General features: G+C 73.0%; 18 protein-coding genes. 6 read left to right on the top strand and 12 right to left on the bottom strand.

Features of this window, described 5'->3' with window-relative positions:
- Nucleotides 1–1375: 1375 nt before the first annotated feature.
- Together OV079_RS36315 and OV079_RS36310 are read right to left on the bottom strand one after the other, a co-directional pair.
- Nucleotides 1376–1966, bottom strand: coding sequence for a hypothetical protein (locus tag OV079_RS36315; RefSeq protein ID WP_267774095.1), 591 nt, complete (start codon nt 1964–1966; stop codon nt 1376–1378).
- 143 nt (nt 1967–2109) lie between these two features.
- Nucleotides 2110–2433 (bottom strand): hypothetical protein, encoded by a 324-nt coding sequence (locus OV079_RS36310; protein ID WP_267774093.1) that lies wholly within the window; start codon nt 2431–2433, stop codon nt 2110–2112.
- Here OV079_RS36310 and OV079_RS36305 point away from each other — a divergent pair.
- Nucleotides 2414–3100, top strand: coding sequence for a hypothetical protein (locus OV079_RS36305; RefSeq protein WP_267774092.1), 687 nt, complete (start codon nt 2414–2416; stop codon nt 3098–3100). The genes OV079_RS36310 and OV079_RS36305 overlap by 20 nt on opposite strands.
- Nucleotides 3101–3205: 105 nt before the next feature.
- Here the strand turns inward: OV079_RS36305 and OV079_RS36300 are convergent, their stop codons facing one another.
- The 3 genes from OV079_RS36300 to OV079_RS36290 form a co-directional block, all read right to left on the bottom strand.
- Nucleotides 3206–3709, bottom strand: coding sequence for a hypothetical protein (locus tag OV079_RS36300; RefSeq protein ID WP_267774091.1), 504 nt, complete (start codon nt 3707–3709; stop codon nt 3206–3208).
- Nucleotides 3710–3930: 221 nt separating this feature from the next.
- Nucleotides 3931–4482: a hypothetical protein gene (locus tag OV079_RS36295; protein ID WP_267774090.1), complete on the bottom strand. Its 552-nt coding sequence runs from the start codon at nt 4480–4482 to the stop codon at nt 3931–3933.
- 459 nt (nt 4483–4941) lie between these two features.
- Nucleotides 4942–5574 carry a hypothetical protein gene (locus OV079_RS36290; RefSeq protein ID WP_267774088.1) on the bottom strand — a complete coding sequence of 211 codons (633 nt, stop codon included), beginning with the start codon at nt 5572–5574 and terminating at the stop codon, nt 4942–4944.
- A 281-nt stretch (nt 5575–5855) separates the two neighbouring features.
- Between OV079_RS36290 and OV079_RS36285 the strand changes: the two genes are divergently transcribed.
- The 4 genes from OV079_RS36285 to OV079_RS36270 all read left to right on the top strand — a co-directional run bounded on the left by OV079_RS36285 (nt 5856) and on the right by OV079_RS36270 (nt 10644).
- The gene (locus OV079_RS36285) at nt 5856–7256 is read left to right on the top strand and encodes a hypothetical protein (RefSeq protein ID WP_267774086.1); all 1401 of its coding nucleotides are present in this window, start codon (nt 5856–5858) and stop codon (nt 7254–7256) included.
- Entirely contained in the window at nt 7220–7681 is a 462-nt protein-coding gene (locus OV079_RS36280) for a hypothetical protein (RefSeq protein WP_267774085.1), read from the top strand. The genes OV079_RS36285 and OV079_RS36280 overlap by 37 nt, the downstream gene beginning before the upstream one ends.
- A gap of 88 nt (nt 7682–7769) precedes the next feature.
- The gene (locus OV079_RS36275) at nt 7770–9092 is read left to right on the top strand and encodes an FAD-dependent monooxygenase (protein ID WP_267774084.1); all 1323 of its coding nucleotides are present in this window, start codon (nt 7770–7772) and stop codon (nt 9090–9092) included.
- A 406-nt stretch (nt 9093–9498) separates the two neighbouring features.
- Complete coding sequence (locus tag OV079_RS36270; RefSeq protein WP_267774082.1) at nt 9499–10644, top strand: S41 family peptidase; 1146 nt, start codon at nt 9499–9501, stop codon at nt 10642–10644.
- 39 nt (nt 10645–10683) lie between these two features.
- On the opposite strand, the gene OV079_RS36265 is transcribed toward OV079_RS36270, so the two are convergent.
- From OV079_RS36265 to OV079_RS36250, 4 genes are all read right to left on the bottom strand, one after another.
- Complete coding sequence (locus OV079_RS36265) at nt 10684–12276, bottom strand: hybrid sensor histidine kinase/response regulator (RefSeq protein ID WP_267774081.1); 1593 nt, start codon at nt 12274–12276, stop codon at nt 10684–10686.
- On the bottom strand, nt 12206–13519 hold the full coding sequence (locus tag OV079_RS36260; RefSeq protein ID WP_267774080.1) for an ATP-binding protein: 1314 nt from the start codon (nt 13517–13519) through the stop codon (nt 12206–12208). The genes OV079_RS36265 and OV079_RS36260 overlap by 71 nt, the downstream gene beginning before the upstream one ends.
- An 8-nt stretch (nt 13520–13527) precedes the next feature.
- Nucleotides 13528–13887 (bottom strand): PAS domain-containing protein, encoded by a 360-nt coding sequence (locus OV079_RS36255; protein ID WP_267774078.1) that lies wholly within the window; start codon nt 13885–13887, stop codon nt 13528–13530.
- Between the two features lie 411 nt (nt 13888–14298).
- Nucleotides 14299–15918 carry an ATP-binding cassette domain-containing protein gene (locus tag OV079_RS36250; RefSeq protein WP_267774076.1) on the bottom strand — a complete coding sequence of 540 codons (1620 nt, stop codon included), beginning with the start codon at nt 15916–15918 and terminating at the stop codon, nt 14299–14301.
- 187 nt (nt 15919–16105) lie between these two features.
- Between OV079_RS36250 and OV079_RS36245 the strand changes: the two genes are divergently transcribed.
- Nucleotides 16106–16414, top strand: coding sequence for a hypothetical protein (locus OV079_RS36245; RefSeq protein WP_267774074.1), 309 nt, complete (start codon nt 16106–16108; stop codon nt 16412–16414).
- A 379-nt stretch (nt 16415–16793) separates the two neighbouring features.
- Here OV079_RS36245 and OV079_RS36240 read toward each other — a convergent pair whose 3' ends face one another.
- From OV079_RS36240 to OV079_RS56520, 3 genes are read right to left on the bottom strand one after another with little or no spacing between them, the layout of a single operon-like run.
- Complete coding sequence (locus OV079_RS36240; RefSeq protein ID WP_267774072.1) at nt 16794–17339, bottom strand: ABC transporter domain-containing protein; 546 nt, start codon at nt 17337–17339, stop codon at nt 16794–16796.
- A complete protein-coding gene (locus OV079_RS36235) occupies nt 17321–19480 on the bottom strand; it encodes a cysteine peptidase family C39 domain-containing protein (protein WP_267774071.1) in 2160 nt (719 codons plus the stop codon). Before OV079_RS36235 ends, OV079_RS36240 begins: the two co-directional genes overlap by 19 nt.
- On the bottom strand, nt 19477–20436 hold the full coding sequence (locus tag OV079_RS56520) for an HlyD family secretion protein (RefSeq protein ID WP_267774070.1): 960 nt from the start codon (nt 20434–20436) through the stop codon (nt 19477–19479). Before OV079_RS56520 ends, OV079_RS36235 begins: the two co-directional genes overlap by 4 nt.
- Nucleotides 20437–20659 lie beyond the last annotated feature (223 nt).

The following is a 20659-nucleotide window of genomic DNA, read 5'->3' as shown; positions in this document are numbered from 1 at the left end:
CGGCGGGGGATGTCTTTTGGGACATGGGCGGCGGCGCGCGGGCTTGTGGACCCCAATGCGCTCGAATTGCGCTGGAGCAGGGGGGCTTGCGCGGCAGGGCGGACGGCGCCGGGTCGTGCGAAGAGCCGGGTCGGATGACTGTGGTCCGCAAGTGTGCTTGGCACGAGTGGTTGTTTCGCTGGGCTCGGCGCGGCTGGTCGCTTGGCTCGGTGTGGCTGGTCGTCGCTTCGCATATTGCCGACTGCGCCTCGCGGGGGGTCCGGGGAAGGTCCGGCCGCGAGTTAACCGGCAGGATGCGCGCTCGTTCCTCGCACCCATCCTGCCTCTAATTCGCGGCCGGCCCTTCCCCGGACCCCTGGCACGGCTGCAGCCGTGAGAGGCCGCCTCGCCGTCGTGGGCTTCGATGGCGGATATCCCCGGGGACAGGTCATGGCGCGGCTGTTCGACGGCCAGGTCTGGCCGCCGAACAGCCGCCGTCTCGCTTCAATAACGGCGTGGCTCTCTCCGCGACGAGCGCTCGAGCGCGAGAGGGATGGGCGTGAGATCGCCGGACGATCACTGCCATCGCTCGTCGAGCGCGGTGATCGTTTCATGCCAGGCAGAGGGAACACTCGGCGAGCGAGTGAAGCCCGTGCGCGACTGTACGCAGAGCACCTAAAACGATTCGTAGAGGCCGCTGGAGGGGCCCGAGGGTTCAGTGCGCTGCCTGGTGATCAGGGGCGAAAATCCGCCGGCGCTACCCTCTCGGTGAATGGGCACCGGCCCAAGGCCCAGCCCGGAAGGAATTCGCCTGTGAACCCAAAGGACTTCCACCCATCGTCGTGCCCGCCGTTCCGGCTCCGCAGCGAGCTCGAGACGTTCAGCCCACCACGATCGTGTTGGTTTCACCGCCAATGTCCCCGAAGACGATGCCGGCGGCGGCCGTCTGGCTGATCCTCGTCATCGCTGCAGCCGGATCGATCACAGGACGGCAGGGACGTGCTCCGTGCAGATAGGTCGGTGACGACGGTGAGCTCTCGCGGCATCTCCTCGTTCGCGGTCGGGGCGAGGGCTGCGGGTCAGGGGCAGCGCGAGCGAGAGGTCGGGGCGAGGGCTGCGGGTCAGGGCAGTTCGAGCGGGAGGCCGGGGCGTGGGCTGCGGGTCCGGGCAGCGCGAGCGAGAGGTTGAGGCGAAGCTGCGGGTCCGGGCAGCTCGAGCGAGAGGTCGGGCATCGCCGCCTCCGTACAAGCGCTCGACCGCGACGCGACCCACCTGCGAGTCCGGCTCCGGAGCGAGAAACGCCTGTTGGATCACCTGGCGCTTGAGCCAGATCCCCGCTCCGACCACGCCCGCCGCGGCGAGCCCGCCAACAACCATGCGCTTCACCGTCCACCCCCTACTTGAAGTCCTCGTCCACCTGCACGACCGTGTGCGCGTCGATCGCTCCGTCGTCGTCGTCGCCCTGGGCTTCGTCCGGCCCCCGCTCCGATGTCGCCGACACCGCGGCGAGGCTCAGCACGAGTCCCGCCGCGAAGCCGCGATGCAGCGCCGTGATCGGATCCATCGAGACCGTATGTGTGTCGGCGATGCCGGCCCACCGCGCCTGCGGGTGCAGCGTCGCCGTGAGCGTCCAGGGCTGGACGGTCACGACGAAGATGTTCTCGACCGTGCCGGCCATGCGCAGGAGCTCGTCCATCGCGGCGCGGACATCCGAGACGTACTCGAGCACGCACGCCGCGTAGACCACCGCCGAGTCGCTGGCGATCCGATCGACTCGACCACGTTCGAGCTCCACCGACGACACCACCGGAATCCGCCGCATGTGGAAGACCTCGGGGTAGTGGCGGCCCATCTCGTAGACGCGCAGCGCCCTGGTGATCGAGCTCTCCCGCTCGGGCAGCACGACCACGAACCTGCGCCGCTCGACACGAGCGCGCTCGGCCGCCGCCGCGAACACAGGGCCCGCCGCCGCTCCCATCGCGCCCATGCGGCCATGGACTCGGCAAGCACCACACCGCCGAGGCCGAGCCGAGCGAGCGTCCGTGTGTTGCTACTCGCCATCGCTCACCTTCCTTTCGGACGGGAGCGGCAGCACCCCAGCTCGCCGGCCCTGGACCGGAGAGCCGTCTCTCAGGCGCGATGCGGCGTGGGAGCGATGGTGCCCTGCTGGTGGCAGGGCTGTGTCAAGATGCTCGCCATGAAGTACGGGCGCACGATATCGAGCCTTTTCATCCTGGCGGCGGCTTGCGGAGACGACGGGTCGATGACGCAGACCTCGGCCACCACACCCACAACTGCACCGACGACGAACCCAGCGACCACGAATAACCCGCCGACCTCCGACACCGAGGACGACACCAGCTCGAGCGAGACCTCGACGGACGCGACCAGCTCGACGCCGACGACCGGCACGACACCCGTCGAGGGAGCGCCGATGTTCCTCAGCTTCGGCACGAACGTCGCCACGCTCACGCAGGACGAGTCGGTCACGTTCAACGCCATCCTGACCGACCCTGACGGCGTCGCGGACATCGTCGGCGGGACCCTCCGCAGCGCCGACGAGTCGCTCGAGTTCGGGGTCTTCGTCGCCGCGGGACAGCCGGGTGCCTACTCGCTCTCGCTGTCCTGGGCGCAGCTCCATCAGACGCAGCCGATCGAGTTCGACGGCGGCGAGAGCCCGCGAGGGTTCCGCGCGGTGTTCTTCGATCAGGGCGGGCTCACGGCGACCGACGATCTCACGCTCGAACTGGTCTGCGCGGGTGGTGCTGCCTGTGCCGGCACTTGCACTGACCTGGCCCTCGATGGCCTCAACTGCGGTTTCTGCGGCCGTACGTGCGATTCTGGGCAGGACGCATGCGAGGCCGGAGGATGCGGGCCGGCGCTTAGCCGATGCATCAACTTCGATGAAGGCCTGGACACCTGCACCGCTGCTTGTCAATCGTTTGGCGAGACGTGCGCCGAGAACGCTTGCGGGGCCGGAATCACGACTCGAACTTTCAATAATCTCATGTGGTGCGAGGACGACCTTAACGGTGTCAACAAGATCATGGCGTGCGACGAACCCCAGATGTGGAACGTTGGCGCTAGGGCGATCAAGTGCTGTTGCACCGACACGAAGTGAGCGCGTCGCGCTGCTCATGCCCCACCCGAGCGCCCTGGTGTTCGCCATGCTGTCGAGACCGAGCCGAGCGAGTGCCCGTGTGTTATTGCTGGCCATCGTGCGGCCTCACTTCCACGTGGGTGTCAGGCCCTTCATGCCCTCGACCACGGCCTTGAGGCCGGGCCAGCGTGATGCGTCCGGCGGAGGGAGGTCGGTGATCTTGAGGCCCAGCTCGGCGAGGTCCTCGTCCATGCGGCCCTTCACCGCCTGAAACAGCTTGCCCCCGGGGTCTTTCTTCAGCTCGTTGGGGCTCGCCCATCCGAGGCGCACGCGGTAGTTGTCCTCGGGCGTCGGAGTGCCGCCCGCAAACGCCGTCGGGTAGTAGATCACGATCCGCTGGTAGTACTTCGCGGCGCAGATCGCCGCGACGATCGGGTCCTCGATGATCGTGTAGTCCTCGTCGAGGTACGGCATGAAGTCCTCGTCGAGGCCCGTGCACGCGACGTAGGGGGCGAGCGCACCGAACAGTCCGCCGGAGCCCGCGCCCGCGATGGAGGTGGCGAACTTCGGCGTCGGGTTCTTGCGACCGGGACCGGCCGCGATCGCTGCCGCGGACGCTGCGGTCTCCACCTTGTCCTGGTTGCGGGCCTTGCGGTTCCCACTCCCTCACGGTTGGCGACGACCGAGAGGTAGAGACGCCGCGGCATGCGCGAGACCCCTTCGATCTTCGTGAGCACCGATCGGAACTCAGCGCCCCGCGACGTCGGGCCCCAGAAGTTCGGATCCGAGTTGCCCTGCGTGGGCTGCGGGTCAGGGCAGCTCGAGCGAGAGGTCGAGGCGTGGGCTGCGGGTCAGGGCAGCTCGAGCGGGACGCCGGTGCAGATCGACATGTCCGAAGGGACAGAGGTGTCCTGGCGCAGGAGCTCGCCGCCGGCGGCCGCGTAGACGCCGGCGGCGCGGACGAGGGCGGGCGGGGGCTCCTCGACCCCGGCTCCGGGCAGGCGCGGGGTGGGGAGGAGGACGAGGGAGCGGCCGCACAGGCGCGGGGCGAGGGCCCAGGGAGGGCCCTGAAGCGTGCTGTCCCCAAAGCCAGATTGGCCGAACCACAAGGAGGTGAACACCACGGGGGCGGGCTCGAGGTCGATGCGCGGGTCGGGCGGCATGCCGGCGCCGAGCCAGGCCTCGGCGGCCAGCTCGCTGTCGGGGGACGGGCGCACCGCGAGCAAGATGGGTCCCGCAGGGGTGACCACGCCCGACCAGCGACACGGGCGGCACCCGGCCGGCGGGACGACGGGCACCGGAGCGCGCACGTGCGGCGGCGCGGCCTCTCCGCGGCCGAGCGGGCGCACCGCGAGCTCGCCGTCCTTTTCGAAGAGTACCCAGGGACATGTCTGGGCGGGCATGTCCGAACGGGCAGATGATTCGCGGGCGGCCGCGCCGAGAGCGGTCGCTTCGGTGCGCGGTGAACCAGTCGACGACGATCGAGCGGTCGCGTCGGGGGGCGTCGACGGTGATTGTGCGGTCGCGACGACGCGCGTCGGCGACGGGGCAGTCGCGACGGGGCGCGTCGGCGACGGGGCAGTCGCGACGGGGCGCGTCGGCGGCGGGGCGGTCGCGACGGCGTGCGTCGACGGCGGGGCGGTCGCGACGGGGCGCGGCTCGGTGGGGGCGAGCGCGTCGGGGCGACGGGCCGGGTCGGGGAGCTCGGGGAGCCAGGCGAGGGTGCCGGGCGGGGGCTCCTCGCAGGTCGGCTCCGGCGGGGCAGCTTCGACCGGCGCGACGGGGGCCGGTTCGCTGCTCGCCGGAGGGTTACACGCCAGGGCGGCCGCGAAGGCCACGCGCCGGAGCGTCATGTCGGCGGCTCATTGGCGGGCGATCGACGCCTGGATGCAACCGGCCGTGTTGCGCTGCATGATGCCGCGCGGGTTGGCCCACGACTGGGCGTTCCACAAGGTCTTGTTGTCCTTGTCGATGCCGATCACGTCGGAGGGCAAGGTGAGCTTGACGAAGGGGCGCTGGTTGTTGGAGCAGTCGGCGTAGGCCTCGACCGGACCAGGACCCCACAGCAGGGTGCGGCCGCTGATCTTGCTCGGGTCGGTGACGCGGTAGGTCACCGTCATCTGATAGATCGGGTTGGTCTCGGACGCCTGCAGGGTCTGCGCGAAGCTCTCGACCTCGCAGGCGACCAGCGGGTCGGAGACGCTCTCGCTGCACAGGCGCTCGGCCCACTCGCCGAACACGGCCTCGCCGTCCTTGCCGTTCATCGCCTGGTCGACGTTGGTCTTGGTGTAGTAGTCGATCAGGCACGGCTCGTACTTGAGAGTGACCTTGATCTTCGCGGTGCCGACGAACGGGTTCTCGTCCTGGTTCTCGGCCTGGATCAGCTCCACACACGTGAAGCCGAACGGCTCCTCTTCTTCCTCCTTGCAGGCGGACACGAAGAGAGCGCTGGTAGAGCAGAAGCCGAGAGCGGCGATGAGCGAGAGGCGGGACATCGCCGCCAGTGTTGCAAACCCGAGCGCCGGGTCGCAAGCACGTTCGCCGCGGGCCGCGCGGACGGTTTCACGGGCGCGCGGCGGCGGCTGCGCATGAGCCTGGACGGTGTCCGATCGGCGGTTTGACTGTGACGGGCATCACCAGGCCGCTGGGTCCCGCGTGCTAGCGTCGCCGGCGCCTCATGACGGCTACGGCGGCGAAATCGACGCTTCACGAGCGGCTGGCAGCGGCGCAGACCCGAGTGTTCGCTCGCGCGGCCGTCTGGCGGCAGCGGGCGGCGGTGAGCGGGCGCGCCGGTAGCGAGCCGCGCTGGTCCCTGGGTGTCCCGGACATCAGCCTCGCGTGCGAGGTGCTGCTGGCCGATCGCCTGTTCCACGACCTCACTCCCGAAGAAGCTGCAGGCCTGGCCCGGTGGATCCGCGCCGACCAGCAGCCCTCCGGGGCGTGGCACCTGCCAGGCGGCGGGCCCGACCTGTCCCTGACCGTGTTCGGCTGGTGGGCCCTGGTCGAGGCGGGCGACGACCCGTCGGCCGAGCACCTGGTGCGGGCCAGGCGCGTGGTCCACGAGCTCGGCGGGGCCCAGCGCGCCAACGCGGCGGTGCGCATGTGGCTGGCGATGGCCGACGCGATCCCGTGGAGCTGGGTGCCGACCTTCCCGGCCGAGCTGTGGCTGCTGCCGGCGTGGGCGATCCTGTCGCCGAGCCGGGTGGCGCCGTGGGGCCGCGGGGTGATGACGCCGTACCTGCTGCTGTCGCGCGCGCCGGCGCGGGTCCACCTGTCGGACCCGCGGGCGCTGCTGCTCACGCGGCCCGACGGCGAGCCGATCTTGCCGCGCTTGACGCAGCCGGGACTGGCGGGAGATCTGCTGCAGAGCTTCGACCAGGCGGTCAAGGTGATCCGCAAGCTGCCGCGCGGGCCGGTGCTGACGACCGCGCTCGCCCGCGTGCAGCGCTGGCTGGTCGACGCGCAGCAGCGCCACGGCGGGTGGTTCTCGGCCCAGCCGACGCTCCTCAGCCTGATGGCGCTGCGGGTGCTCGGGGCCAGCTTCGACGACCCGCGGATCCGCGAGGGCCTCGACTACCTCCGGCGCGCGCGCGGACGCACCCGCTTCGCCGGCGGGACCATCGGCCAGGCGGTGCACCTGGCCCAGGGGCAGGTGAGCGAGCCGCTGGCGACCACGGCCCGGCTGGTGCGGGTGGCCCTGGCCGCCGGCGACGCCGACGCCGAGGCGATGCTGACCTGGCTCTTGGACCAGGAGGTCACCGCGCCCGGCGAGTGGCAGCTGCGGGTCAACGCGCCCGCGGGCGGCTGGCCGTACGAGCCAGGGGCCGACCGCTACGTCGACACGCTGTCGACCTGCGCGGTGCTCGAGGCGCTGGCGGCGGCGCCGAAGTCGTCGCCGCTGCAGACGCGGATCCGCGCGGCCGCGCGGCGGGCGGTCGAGGTGCTGCTGGCGATGCAGGAGCTCGACGGCGGGTTCTGCCGGTTCGAGCGCGGCGAGTCCGACGTGTTCATGACCCGCTTCCCGATCCGCGACGTCGCCCTGCTGACGGCCGGCGACCCGCACGGGCCCGGGCGCGTGCGCGTGACCGCGGCGGCGCTGCGCCGCTGGCCCGCCTCGGGTTCCAGGGCGACGACGACCGCGTGGCCCGCGGGCTCGAGTTCCTGTGGCGCCGGGTGACGATGGACCTGTCCTCGAAGACATCTGATATGTCCTCGCGGACATCCGATTACATCGACGTGGCGACGCTCGCCGAGGTCGGCCTGTGCGCGGCGGCCCTGTGCCCGCCGACCCACCCGCTGCGGCAGACGGTCGAGCGCCAGCTCCGCGGGCGCCAGCGCGAGGACGGCAGCTTCGGCGCGCCGGTGCTGACGGCGCTGGCGGCCCAGGCCCTGATGGCGCTCGAGGGCGCGGCCTGCGTGCAGACGCAGCGGGCCGTGCGTGCGCTGGTGCAGGCGATCGAGGCCGACAAGGAGGACCTCGGCGGGGCGTGGTCGGAGGGCTTCGGGCTGTCTCCGGTGTGCCACGACCCGACCGCCGGGGTGCGCGAGGCGGCGCTGGCCCTCGACCAGTTCGTGGCGCTCGGCGGCAACCTTCGAGATTGACCTTCTCTTAAAGACATGCGCGAAAGGACATGACCATGCAGCCAGACAAGAACGAAGCGGGAGCGAGGCCGGGGCGCGCTACGACGTCGTGATCATCGGCGCGGGCATGGCCGGCTGCGCGGTGGCCCAGGCGCTGGCGCTGGCCGACAAGGGCCGGCGGCGCAAGATCCTGGTGATCGACCGCCACAAGGGCTCGGCGCCGCGGTTCGCCGGCGAGTTCATCCACCCGCGCGGGGCCCAGGTGCTCGAGGACCTCGGCTTCTACGGCCCGCTCAAGGCGGCCGGCGCGGTCGACGTCGACGGCTTCACGGTGCGCGAGCGGGCCGAGGGCCGCTACGTCGAGCTGCCGTACGCCGACGTGGCGGGGCAGCGGCCGCAGGGGATCGCGGTCCACCACAAGACGCTGGTGAAGGTGATGCGGCAGGTGATCTCGCGCCGGCCGCAGGTCGAGCTGCACGAGGGCTGGACGATCAAGTCGCTGGTCCGCGGGTTCGGCGAGCGCGTGCTCGGGGCGGTGCTCAGCGGGCCCGACGGCGAAGAGGTCGAGGTGCGCGCCGACCTGGTGGTGGCGGCCGACGGCAAGGCGAGCCAGGTCCGCCGCCTCGCCGGCCTGCCCGACGACCGGCAGACGATCGGCTTCACCGCGGGGCTCGAGCTGCGCAACGCGGCGGTGTCGGCGGCGACGTGGGGCAACATCGTGCTCGGGGCGTGGGGGCCGGTGCTGGTCTACCCGATCCACCGCGACGCGGAGGGCCTGACGTACCGGGTGACGCTCGACCTGCCGGCCCAGCTGCCGGCCAAGGGCGCGAAGCTGGCGGAGTTCCTGCTCGAGACGTTCATCCCGTACCTGCCGAGCGCGCTCGGGGAGCAGCTGGCGGCGGCGATCAGCAATCACAAGGGGCCGTTCGAGATGGCGCCGACGGTCAACCTGCCGGCCCCGCGCGCGAGCTTCCCCGGGCTGGTGCTGGTCGGCGACGCGGCCGGCTGCTCGCACCCGATCACCGCGAGCGGGATGACGATGGGCCTGCGCGACGCGGAGGTGCTCGGCGAGCAGGCGCGCCTGCGGGCCGGGGCGTCGCTGCACGAGGCGTGGCTCGACGACGCGGCGGTCCGCCGCTACCGGGCGATCCACGACCGCTACGTGCCGACCCGCCAGGCGCTGGCCGACGCATGTATGAGGTGTTTCGCGGCGGCAACGAGGGGGCGCGGGCGATCCAGCGGGCGCTGTTCGACTACTGGGAGGCGAGCCACGAGTCGCGCGTGCGCTCGATGGCGCTGCTGTCGTGCGCGGAGGGCCGACCGTCGGTGTTCCTCACGGAGTACCTCAAGACGGCCCGCCACGCGCTCGAGACGAGCCTGGTGCCCCGCCACGCGCGGGCGCTGCCGGCCCGCGACCGCCTGCGCCAGGTGACAGGGGCGGCGATGCTGGCGAGCAACAAGCTCGGGCTGGTGGCGCAGGTGATGTGGGCGCAGGTCCGGCCGTCCTGGCTGCCACACCGCGACGAAGAGCGGGCGTAAAGAGAGACCCGGCGAGGCTCCGCGGCGTCGCTCGCGTGCGCGACGACCTGCGGCGCGGCGGCTCGCGCGGGGCGCTCGTGCTATACGCGGCCATCCGCTTGACCACGAAAATTCGAGAACAAGAGCTCGCGCAGGTCTGGCGCTCCTGCTGGCGGTCGTGGCGTGCGAGGCGCCCGTGGCGGAGTCACCGTCGGTGGCGGAGTCACCGTCGGTGAGCACGCCGCCCGTGAGCGCGCCGCCGACAGACCCGGCCCCGAAGACGGCAGCGGCGTTCGACGCGGCGGCGGCGTTCGACGAATGTGAAAGAGCTGCGGGCCAACTACGCGTACCTCGAGCGCCAGGACTTCGACGTCGAGGCCCACCTGCAGCGCACGCGCGAGGCGGCGCTGCGGACGACCACCGCGAGCCAGCTGCGGCGGGTGCTGCACCGCTCGGCGTTCGCGTTCACCGACCCGCATCTGCTGGTCGCGCCGCTCGACGACGACGACCCGAACGTGTGGCCGACCAGCGCGGACCTGGCGGTCGCACTGCAGGGCGATCGCTACGTCGTGGCCGACGTGCGCGCAGGCTCGGCCGCGGACGCGGCAGGCGTGCGCCCGGGGTGGACGGTGCGCAAGGTCGACGGGGCCGACATCGAGGCGTGCGTGACGGCGCTGTTCGAGGGCCTGCTCCCGGCACCCACCGTGCAGCAGCGCACCTACGCGGCGATCCTGGTGGTCAACGGCAAGCGCGTCGGCGGTCGCGTGCTCGAGCTCGAGGTCGACGGCGCGCCGCGGACGGTCGAGCTGGCGAACCCGCGCGAGCTGGCGCGCACGGTGGCGAAGATGGAGCCGCTGAGCGTCGAGGTGCGCGAGCAGGTGGCGATCTTCCGTTTTAATAATTCGCTGGATCGGCAGGAGACGATCGCTGCGTTCGACGCGGCGATCCGCGAGCACGCGGAGGTCGAGGCGATGATCCTCGACCTTCGCAACACACCGAGCGGCGGCAACACCGACGTCGCCCGCGGGATCATCGGTCACTTCGTCCGCGAGGCGCGGCCGTATCAGGTCCACGAGATCCCCGCGGTCGAGCGCAGCACCACCGTCCCGCGCCGCTTCGTCGAGTACGTCCTGCCGCGCGCACCTCTTTTCGATGGGAAAGTCGCGGTGCTCGGCAGCCGGTGGACCGGGAGCATGGGCGAAGGGCTGTTGATGGGGCTGCACGCGGCCGCGGGGGCGCGCACGTTCGCCTCGGACCTCGGCGATCTGCTCGGGGCGGTGTACTCGTTCGAGCTGCCGGCCCTGGGCGCGACGCTCGAGCTCGGCGGGGAGTCGCTGTTCCACGTCGACGGCACGCCCCGCGGCGACTACGTCGCCGACGTGCCGCTGGCCTCGGCAGAACGCGATGCGGCGGGCGGAGATCCCGCAATGGCAGCAGCGCTGGCGTGGCTGGCCGCGCAGCGGTGAATTGCGAGCAGGCGACGGGCAGCGGAGTGACCTGTCGCGTCAGGTCCTCGGCACGCGCACCATGAACGTCGCGCCGCCCGGCGAGCTCGTGACCGTCAGCGTCCCGCCGTGAGACTCCGCGATCCGCTTGACGATCGCCAGACCCAGGCCCGTGCCGCCGCTCTTGCCATGGGTCGCGAACGGCTCGAACAGCCGGGACGTCAGCTCGGGCGCGATGCCCGGTCCGTTGTCGGCGACGATGAACACGGCGTCGTCGCCGTCGAGGCGGAGCGTCGCCGTCACCCGCGGCGTGGGCGTGCGCTGCTTCGCCAGCGCCTCGCAGGCGTTCTTGATCAGGTTGACGAGCCCGCGCTGGAGCCGGGGCGCATCGACCGAGACCACCTCGTCGGTCGGCACGAGCACCTCCAGCTCCAGCGCGTCGGACTTGAACAGGTGGCGCGTCTTGTCGCGGAGCTGACGCCCGAGCTCGCCGAGGCGCACCGACACGCGCTCGATCGCCGCCTCGCGCGTGAAGTCGAGGACGTCGTTGACGATGCTCATCGCCTCGTGGCTCGACTCGCGCACGTACGGGACGTACTCCCGCACCTCGTCCGTGCGGCCGACGGCGACCGCTTCGTCGATCATGTCGCACAGCCCCTGGATGTTGCCCAGCGGGGTGCGCAGGTCGTGCACGATCATCGCCAGCGCGCCCCCCAGCGCCGAGAGCCGCTCGGTCTGCACCACGCGCTCCTGCAGGCGGGCGTTCTCCAGCGCCTGGCCCGCGCTGGCGAGGAACAGCTCCAGGAGGTAGACCTTCTCGGCGTCGAAGGAGCTCGTCTCGCGCAGCGCCGCGGCGATGCGGTACGACTCGAGGTGCATGATCGCCAGGTCGTCGCGCAGCGTGACGGCGCCGGCGGGGCCGCGGTGGGTCAGCGAGCCGACGATCCCGAGCACGGGCCCCGCGCGCCTGGGGTCTTGCCACGCCCCGACGCCGAACAGCGGGTCGAAGCGGCCGTCGGGCCCGGTGCGCCCGAGCAGCGCCGCATCCGAGCCGACCATGGCCACGACCTGGCCGAGGATGTTGTGGAGCAGGGTGTTGACCTCGCGCTCGCCGCCGCGCAGCCCGCCGATGACCTCGATCAGCGCCTCGAGGCCGCGGACCTTGTGCCAGTCATGCACGCCCTTGGTGGCGATCTGGCGGATCTCCTCGGGGGCGAACGGCTTGCAGTGGTAGCCGACGTTGGCGCCCGCCTTGGCGATCACCTCGTCGAGCGACGCGTCGCTGTAGGCCGTGACGAAGATCAGCTCGGCCCGGGTGTCGCGCTCGCGGATCCGCTGCGCCGTGCGCAGGCCGTCCCAGCCGGGCATGCGCATGTCGAGGAAGATCACGGCGTACGGGCGGCCCGCTGCGATGGCGGCCTCGACCTTGGCCAGGGCCTCGGGGCCGGTCGCCGCCTCGTCGACCTCGAACACCAGGAGCTCGGCGGAGGCCGTCGAGCCGGTCGCGGCGGGTTTGTCACCGAACAGCGCCGCGGCCGCGGACGCGAGCGCGGGGTCCTTGCGCGGCGGCGGGAGGAGCGACTCACGGATGCTGTCGCGCACGACCTCCTCGTCGTCCACGATCAGGATGCGGGTGTTGTATGCGGCGTTCATGGCGGTGCGGACTCGGGCGGCTGGCGGAGCGGGGCGTGACGGTGCAAGTCGCGCCCAGGCCGGGGCCGGGGCTGCGCAGGGTGAGGCTGCCGTGGTGCGAGGCGACGATCTGCGCCGAGGCGTACAGGCCGAGCCCGGTCCCGCCGGGCTTGGTCGTGGTGCCCCGCGCGATCGGGAACTCGCCGCCCGGCGCCGCGAAGCCGCAGGCGTTGTCGGTGAACGCGATCTCGAGCCGGTCGTCCGCGACTGTCCTTACGGACAGCTGTAGCGTACGGCCCGCGGTCCCGGCGGGCAGGGCCGCGTCGAACGCTTCGACCACGTTCTTGAGGACGTTGACGAACACCTGCATCATTCGGGTGCGATCGGCCTCGATGCGCGGCACGTGGGGCGGGATGTCGAGGCTCACCGCCACGCCGCGCTTGTGCAGCGCCGCGCGCTGGAGCGCGAGCGCGTCGTCCAGCAGCTCGGTCACCGCGAGCGGCCGGCGGACCTCGCCGCCGCGGATGAACTGGCGCTGGATGTTCATGATCTCCTGGACGTGCGCGATCGAGGCGACGAAGAAGGTCAGCGTCTCGCGCCAATGCCTCATGCGCTCGCGCAGGCGGGCCGTCACCGCGTCGACGAAGTCGACCAGCGCGCCGGCCCTGTCGGCGCCCAGCGCGGGCTCGAGCGCGGTCCGTTGCTTGCGCACGAACTCGGCGAGCCGGTCGAGCTGCTCGATCTCCTCCCACGCCGGCGCGGCGGCCAGCATGGCCGTGCGCGTGCCGATCCCGGTGATGCCGTTGCCGATGTCGTGGAGGACGCTGGTGAGCACCTCGAAGCGACCCTCTTGCACGGCGGTGAGCTGCAGCGCCTCGCGAGCGACCGTCTCGTTGTCCACGGCCTCGGTGACGTCGCCGAGCGCCGCCATGTACGTGTCGCGGTCGATGCGGATCACGTCGAGCGAGTAGTGGCGGCGGGTCGCGCCCGCGGCGACGTGCAGCACCCGGCCGCGCACGACGGGTCCGGACAGCGGCGAGTAGGACGCGACGGCCTCCCGCAGGTCGGGAGCGACGTCGGCGAGCGCGTGGAACAAGTTGTCGAGCTGTCCGCGGCGGGCGATCGGCATCAACAGCTGGGCGGCGACGGCGTTCAGCATCCGCACCTCGCCGTCGGGCCCGAAGTCGGCGAGCCCGACCGGGCACAGGTAGAGGAACCGAAGCAGGCGCTCGGACTCCTCGGCGGACGGCCGCAGCTCGTCCATGCTCATCCTCAGCGCTCGATCACGACGAGGTATTGGTTGCCCCCGTCGGCGCGCTTGAGCATGCGCAGGCGCACCGGCCTGGGCTTCATGCGGTAGGTGAACACATAGTCGAGGCGCTCGTCGAGGTCGCCGGACTCGGCGTAGCGCTCGGCGACCATGAAGTTGTTGGTGCAGGGCGCGACCTCGATGAAGAAGTTCTTGCCGATGACGCCCTGCGGCGAGAGCCCGGACAGCTGGGATTCGCGGCGGGAGAAGTTCAGGACGACGCCGTCGCGGTCCATGCGGACGACGCCGAACGCGGCGTCATCGAGCTCGCTGGCGGTGGCCCGTTCCAGGTCGGCGAGGAGGGTCGGACTGTCGAAGTTCATCGGGTCTCCAGTCTCGGCGAGGAGCAGGCGTCGCCTCGCCGGGTCGGTGCAGCGCCCGGGGCTCTTGCGAAGAGCGCGCCCTCTCGCACGGGGTAGTGCATATCATCCCTGTGAGCCCACCTTGCATGCTCGGCCGGTCGCCGCGTGCAAGACGCCTCGCGGTGAATCGGCCTCTTTGCGGACCTCGCGGCGAGCGGCGCGACGGCTCGCCCTGCGGCCGCGGCGCTCGTCGCTCGCCTCCGCCACTCGCGCGGGCGCGGCTTCGTCGACGCCCGCGTGAACTCGCGCGAGCAGCGACGACGGCGTCCGCGCCGGCACCGCGGGAAAGTCATAGGCGGCGATTCGCGGAGCGCCACCCTGCGCCGTCCGCGAAGCGGCCCCCTGCCCCCACGTCGCATCGAGGGAATTCCCTCACGGGTGCGCGATCACGAGGACCGCCCGCGCCCGGTTCAGCACGCAGCGCAGCGCCTGCTGCAGGGTCGCCGGGTCGAGCGCCGCGAAGCTCTCGTCGAGGACCACGAGGTCGACGCCCTGCAGCAGCGCGCGGGCGATGAACAGGCGGCTGCGCTCGCCGTGCGACAGCTGCCAACCTGTCTCTCCGACCATCTGCTGCAGGCCGCTCGGCATGCGCTCCAGCAGGTCGCCGAGGCCGAGCTCGCGGCAGACTGCGTCGGCCTCGGCGAGCTGGGCTTGCGTGGGCGGCCAGCCGCGGCCCATGAGCAGGTTGAAGGCGAGGGGCGCCGTGACGACGTGGTTCTCGTGGAACTGCGGCGCCGCGGCGATCCGCCGCCGCCAGCCGACCAGGCCGAGGGTCGGGCGATCGAGGCCGGCGAGCAGGACCAGGCCGCTGGTGGGCTCGCGCAGGCCGGCCACCAGCGCGCCGAGGGTCGACTTGCCGCCGCCCGAGCCGCCCTCGAGCAGGAGGCGGTCGCCGGCGGCGATGGCGAGGTCGACGTCGCGCAGGACCGGCCGCTCGCGCCCGGGGTAGCGGAAGCCGAGGCCGCGGGCCACGACGATCGGCTGTCCTTCGGGTACTGGCGGAAAAGACAGCATCAGCCCGTGCGCGCCGTCGTCGGCGGCCTCGGCGGCGCGCAGCATCGGCAGCGCCTGGCGCACCGCGACGCCGCAGCCGAGCAGCGCGGTGGCGCCGACGACGAAGGTCGAGAGGCCGCGCTGGGCCAGCAGCACCCCGCCGATGGCCGCGGCGACGGTGGCGGTCGGCGCCGTGCCGCCGACGAACGCGGGCAGCAGGGCGGCCAGGCCGAGCACCAGCCAGCCGCGCGGCAGCAGGGCGACCAGCAGCGACTCGCTGCGGTTCAGCTGCGCCTCGCGAGCGAGCACGCGGACGAGGCGGGCGTCGTCGTCGTCGTGCCAGCGCTCGGGGGCTTCTTGAGCGAGGCGCGTGCGGTGGCCGACCATGGCCTCGACGAGGTGATGCGTGAGCTCGCCGCGCGTGTCGGTCCAGGCGGCGAGGTGGCGGCCGGTGCGGCGCACGAGGACGACGCTGAGCGCGGCCCAGCCGGCCAGCAGGGCGAGGTGCAGCGCGGGCGCGGGGCCGAGGGCGAGGATCGGCACGGCCGCGGCGAACTCGAGCGCGGCCACGAGTGAGACCAGGCCGCCGCGCAGGCCGAGCGACTCGACCGCGGCGGTCTCGAGCACGCGCCCGAGCAGCAAGCCCGCGCCCTCGCGCCGCGTGAGGTCGCCGGGCAGCGCCAGCGCGCCGACCAGCAGCCGGCGCTTCAGCAGCGCGCCGGCCCGCTGGAGGATGTCGCCGGCGATCGCCGCCTGTCCCATGCGACATGGCACGATGGACAGGAGCAAGAGCAGCCAGGCCTGCGACCAGCCGGCGTCGGTGCGGCCGGCGAACACGAGGTCGCCGATGAGCGCCCAGGCGGCGATCATCAGCAGGAGCTCGGCGGCGTGCAGGCCGGCGAGCGCGGCGGTGCGGCGCACGAGGCCCTCGGCGCGCAGCAGGCGGAGCAGCGGTGCCGCCGGCGAGGGCCGCAGGACGAAGGCGCGGCCGACCCGCAAGACACCGAGGCGCTCGCGCAGCAGGGCTTCGACGGCTCGCTCGCGCCGCTGTCCCTTTAAAACCCGTGCGATCGACCAGGGCCTCGGCGCGGCCGCGCAGGGGGGCGAGGACGGGCTCGCAGACGAGGCGGCGGACCTCTGCCAGGGCGACGCGGCGCGGGCGGAGGTCGGGGGCGAGGAGCACGAGGTGGCGCCGACCGCCGCGCAGCAGGAGCAGCAAGCCGCGCCCGCCCTCGCCGACGCGCAGGACCGCGGGCGCCGCCGCTCGCAGGAGGTCGTCGATGCCGGCCAGGTCGCTGTCGACGGCCTCCGCCTCGAGCCCCAGCTCCGCGGCGGCGCCCGCGAGCCAGCGCTCGATCTCGGCGTCGTCCCGCTCGGCGAGCTCTGCCGGCCCGAGGGCGCCCAAATCGCGCAGGCTCGGCTGCAGGCCGGACGCCCCTGCCAGCGCGGCGAGGGCCTCGCCGGCGCGCTCCAGCGGCCAGCCGAGCGCGTCTAACACGTGGCCTCCGGGACATGCTCACAAAGACATGTCCATATGGACAATTTCATCATGCGGGCCGCAGCGGATGCGGTAGAGGACGGCGGACGCGAACAGGAGACATCACGGGCGCGGCGGCACACGACGGGCGCGGTGACGATACGAGCCGCGGCAGAGCGACATGTCCTCGGGGACATGGCGCGAGTTGAGGGTGTGCGGCGCGTCGAAGCGGAGCAGAACCATGTCCGCGGGGACGGACTGCGAGCGGACGAGACCGAAGTCGGCGCGGATGTCCCTAGGGACAGGACGGGAGCCGCAAGCGATGCCACCGAATCATATGTCCCCGGGGACATGTCGAGCGCGCGGCCGGCCGCGAGGATCCCCGTCGAGCTGCGCGTCATGCCGGGGCCTCTCCGGCGCGGAGCTGGCCGCCTTCGAGTCGGAGCCTGCGCCAGCGCGGGTCGCTCCAGCCCTCGGCGCGCAGCTCGGCCTCGGCGCGCAGCAGAGCCGCGTATCGTGAGTCTGGCCGATCGGCCAGGTCGATTGGAGAACCCTCTTCGACCAGGCGGCCGCCGTCGATCACCAGCACGCGGTCGAAGCCGAGGGCCGCGTCGATGTCGTGGGTGACGCACAGCAGGGTGCTGCCGCGCCAGCGCTCGCGTGCGCGGGTCAGCAGGGCGGCGCGCGCGTGGCGATCGAGGCCGCGGAACGGCTCGTCGAGGAGGACGAGGCGCGGCTCGCCGCGCAGGAGGGCGCGGCCGAGGCGGACGCGCTGGCCCTCACCGCCGGACACGAGGCCGCCGCCCTCGCCGAGGATCGACTGCAGGCCGTCGGGCAGCCGCTCGAGCACGGGGCCGAGGTCGGCGAGCTCGAGCGCCTGCGGCGACTGGTGGTGCCGAGGGTCGCTGCCGTAGTGCAGATTTCTTAAAGAGACTCGTTCCACAGCTGCACGGCCGGGTCGACCCACGCCGTGACGCGGCGCAGGGCGGCCAGCGCGGGCTCGTCGAGCGGTCTGCCGTCGACCGTGAGGCGACCGCCGGCCGGCCGGTGCCAGCCGAGCAGCAGGCCGAGCAGGCTCGACTTGCCGGCCCCCGAGGCGCCCACCACCGCCACGTGCTCGCCGGGCGCAATTTCCAGATCGAGCTCCTGCAAGATCGGGTGACCGCCAGCGACCGCGCTGACCTGCTCGAACGTCAGCGCGACGCCGCCGCTGCCCGGCCATGGCGCGGCGTGGTCCACGGGATCGGCGGCGTCGGCCGCCAGGTGGAGCGGCTCCAGCAGGCGCAGCGCGGCGGCCCGCAGCGCGGGGATCTCGAACGCCGCGGCCGCCACCTGGTCGCCGATCGCCGGCAGCGACAGCGCCCAGTAGAGCAGCAGCAGCGCGCCGGCCGGCTCGGGGTGGCGGGTGACGTAGGTGCCCCAAAGGACAGCCGCGAGGATCATCCCCAGCGCGGCGCTGAGGCCGACCGCGACGACCTGCACGCGGAACAGCGAGCGCTGGGCGCGCGACCACTCGACCAGCAGGGCCTCGTGCTCGCGCAGCAGCGAGCGCTCGGCGGCGTGGGTGCGGATCGCGGTGAGGCCGAGCAGGGCGTCGAGGTAGAAGCGGCCGAGCGCGCCGCCGTGGCTGCGGACCTTGAGGTCGCGCTCGGTCATGAGCGGCTGCAGCGCCAGCGGCAGCGCCAGCACGAGGGCCGCGGTGAGGACGATCCACGGCGCGCCGCCGGGGTCGAGCCAGATCAGCGCGAGGGCGGTGAAGATCAGCTCGAAGCCGCCGCGCACCAGGCGAGCCGCGACGTCGGGCAGGTGCCGAAGGACATGTCCTCGGTGACATCTCTCGGCCATGTCGGAGATCGGTCGGCTGGCGAGGTAGCGGTCGCCGAGGCGCGGGACCTGGGTCAGGAAGGCGACGCGCAGGCGGGCGCCGAGGCGGCGACCGACCCGGCGCACGCCGGCGGCGAGCGGGAGCTCGAGCGCGAGGACGGCGACGAAGAAGGCGAGGATCGCCGCGGCCGCGCCGAGCCGCTGCTCGCCGACGCCGATCCGCTCGCCGACGTCGAGCAGCGCGCGCAGGACCAGCGCCTCGGCGACGACCACCGCGGCGGCGGTGACGAGGCCGACCGCGAGCACCGCCGGGAGCGCGAGGCCGTCGGCGCGCACCAGCGCGAACAGCTGGCGCAGCGGCGAGATCTGCGGCTCCGTGAGGGCGGCGACGAGGTCGGGCGAGAGTGTACTTTGGGACAGGTCGTGAGGGCGCAGGGCCGGCGCGTCGGCTCGCACGCCGCGGACCCGCACGAGCACCGCGCCGCGCAGCAGGGCGGTGTCGGGGTCGTCCGGGCTCGGCGCGGCGGTGAAGAACTGCTCGGGCAGGACGGCGTACAGGGCCTCGCCCGTGAGGCCCTCGCTGGCCTCGAGCAGGCGGGCGACGAAGCGCCGGGCCTCGCCGCCGCGCGCGAGGGCGCCGGCGCGGGCGAGCGACTCGGCGAGGCGGACGGCGGCGTCGAGGCGCGCGAGGCCGAGGATGCCGGGGTCGCCGGCGCCGGCGGCGAGCCAGGCGTCGACGCGGGCGCGGGCGAGCTTCAGCGCGCGGGCGCGGGCGCGCAGCGGGCCGGTGAACTCGTCGCTGTCGAGCCACTCGCGCAGGTCCTCGGCCGGGACCGGCATGCGGTGGACGAACAGCTCGCGCTGCAGCTGCTCGCGCGGGACGAAGCGGCGGCCGACGGCGGGGTCCATGATCTGGACCAGGCCGGCGAAGCACGACCACACGACGACGAAGTGGGTCAGGCCGCCCGGCGAGAGCACGACGGCGATCGCCGGCAGCGCCGCGGACTCGGCGACGAACACGTGGTCCGGCGGGCACATGATCTGCTCGGCCTCGAGGCCGAGCTGGACCGCGACGTCCTCCATGGTGTCGATCGAGGTGCCGTCGACGTCGGTCTGACAGGCCTCGCGCAGGCGGCCGTAGCTGACCGCGAGGCCGTGGCTGTCGAGCAGGCACTTGAGGGTGGCCGGGCCGCAGTCCATGGCCGAGCTCTGGATGACCTCGGCGACGATGCGACGGCGACGCGTCGGCGAGGCGGTCATGGGGCGAGCGCCTGGCCGATCGTGCGCAGCAGCAGGGCGGCGGGCGAGACGGACTCGACCTCGACCTCGAGCACGCCGGTGAGGCCGTGCTCGGCGGGGATCTTGCTGGCTGTCCCTCCGGACATTTCATCTGTCTGTTCGGACATGTCGCACTCGACGCGGACGAGGCCGTCTTCGGCCTCGCTGGCGACGGCGGCGACGCGGCCGTGGAGGCTGCCGAACTCGGCCCACGGGAAGCCGTCGAGGCGCATGCGCGCGGGCTGGCCGGGGCGGATCCGTCCGACCCCGGCGGGGGTGAAGCGGCCGACGATCCGCAGCGGGTCGTCGGAGATGACGACCGCGACCACGGCCCCGCGCGTGAGCACGGCGCCGGCCTGCAGCGGCACCACCCCGCCGAGCCGGCCGGCGATGGGGGCGCGCAGCGAGTGTTGATCGATCTGGTGGTCGAGCGTCGCGATCGCCGCGATCTTCGCCGCCAGCACGCGCTGCAGCTCGGCCTCCTCGCGGCTGGTGCGGGCGAGGTCGATGCGCATCGTCGCCAGCCGCTCGCCGAGCTCGGCCCGGGTGCGCGCGACCTGCAGGCGGCGGATCGTCGCCACCGCGGCGCTGCCCCGCTCGCGCGCCTGCAGCAGCTCGGCGGCCTCGCTCGACTCGACGCCGAGGCCGCGCAGGCTCTCGCTGCGCTCGGACATGGTGCGCGCGAAGGCGGCGGCGATCTGGGCCTCCTGCGCGCTGGCGCTGGCCTCGCTCTGGCGCGTGCGACCGCCGGCCTCGAAGGCCTCGATCGCGGCCGCCAGCGCGGCGTGCTCGCCGGCCAGCGCGCCGAGCTCGGTGAGCAGGCCCTGGCGCTCGGCGTCGACCTCGGCGCGCGCGAGCTGCAGGCCGCGGCTGTCGAGCTCGAGCAGCAACTCGCCAACGGCGACGCGGCGGCCGAGAGCGAGGCTGGCCGAGGACACGTCCGTCGACGACCGGGGCGAGCGGCACGGCGGCCCGCGCGACCTCGAGGCGCGCCTGCTCGCTGGTGGCGATCAGGCTGACCCGCGCGAGCACCAGCCACGCGGCCCAGGCGGCGAGGAAGCCGACGGCGAGCGCGACGCCGAGGGCGGTGCCGCGAGCGCTCTCGGCCCCCAGAGCCCGCAACGAGCGCGAGAAGGCGATCGGCACGAATCGTGGGTACCG

The organism is Nannocystis pusilla, assembly GCF_026626665.1.
Lineage (GTDB): Bacteria > Myxococcota_A > Polyangia > Nannocystales > Nannocystaceae > Nannocystis > Nannocystis pusilla.
This window is presented reverse-complemented; position numbering and strand designations above follow the sequence as displayed.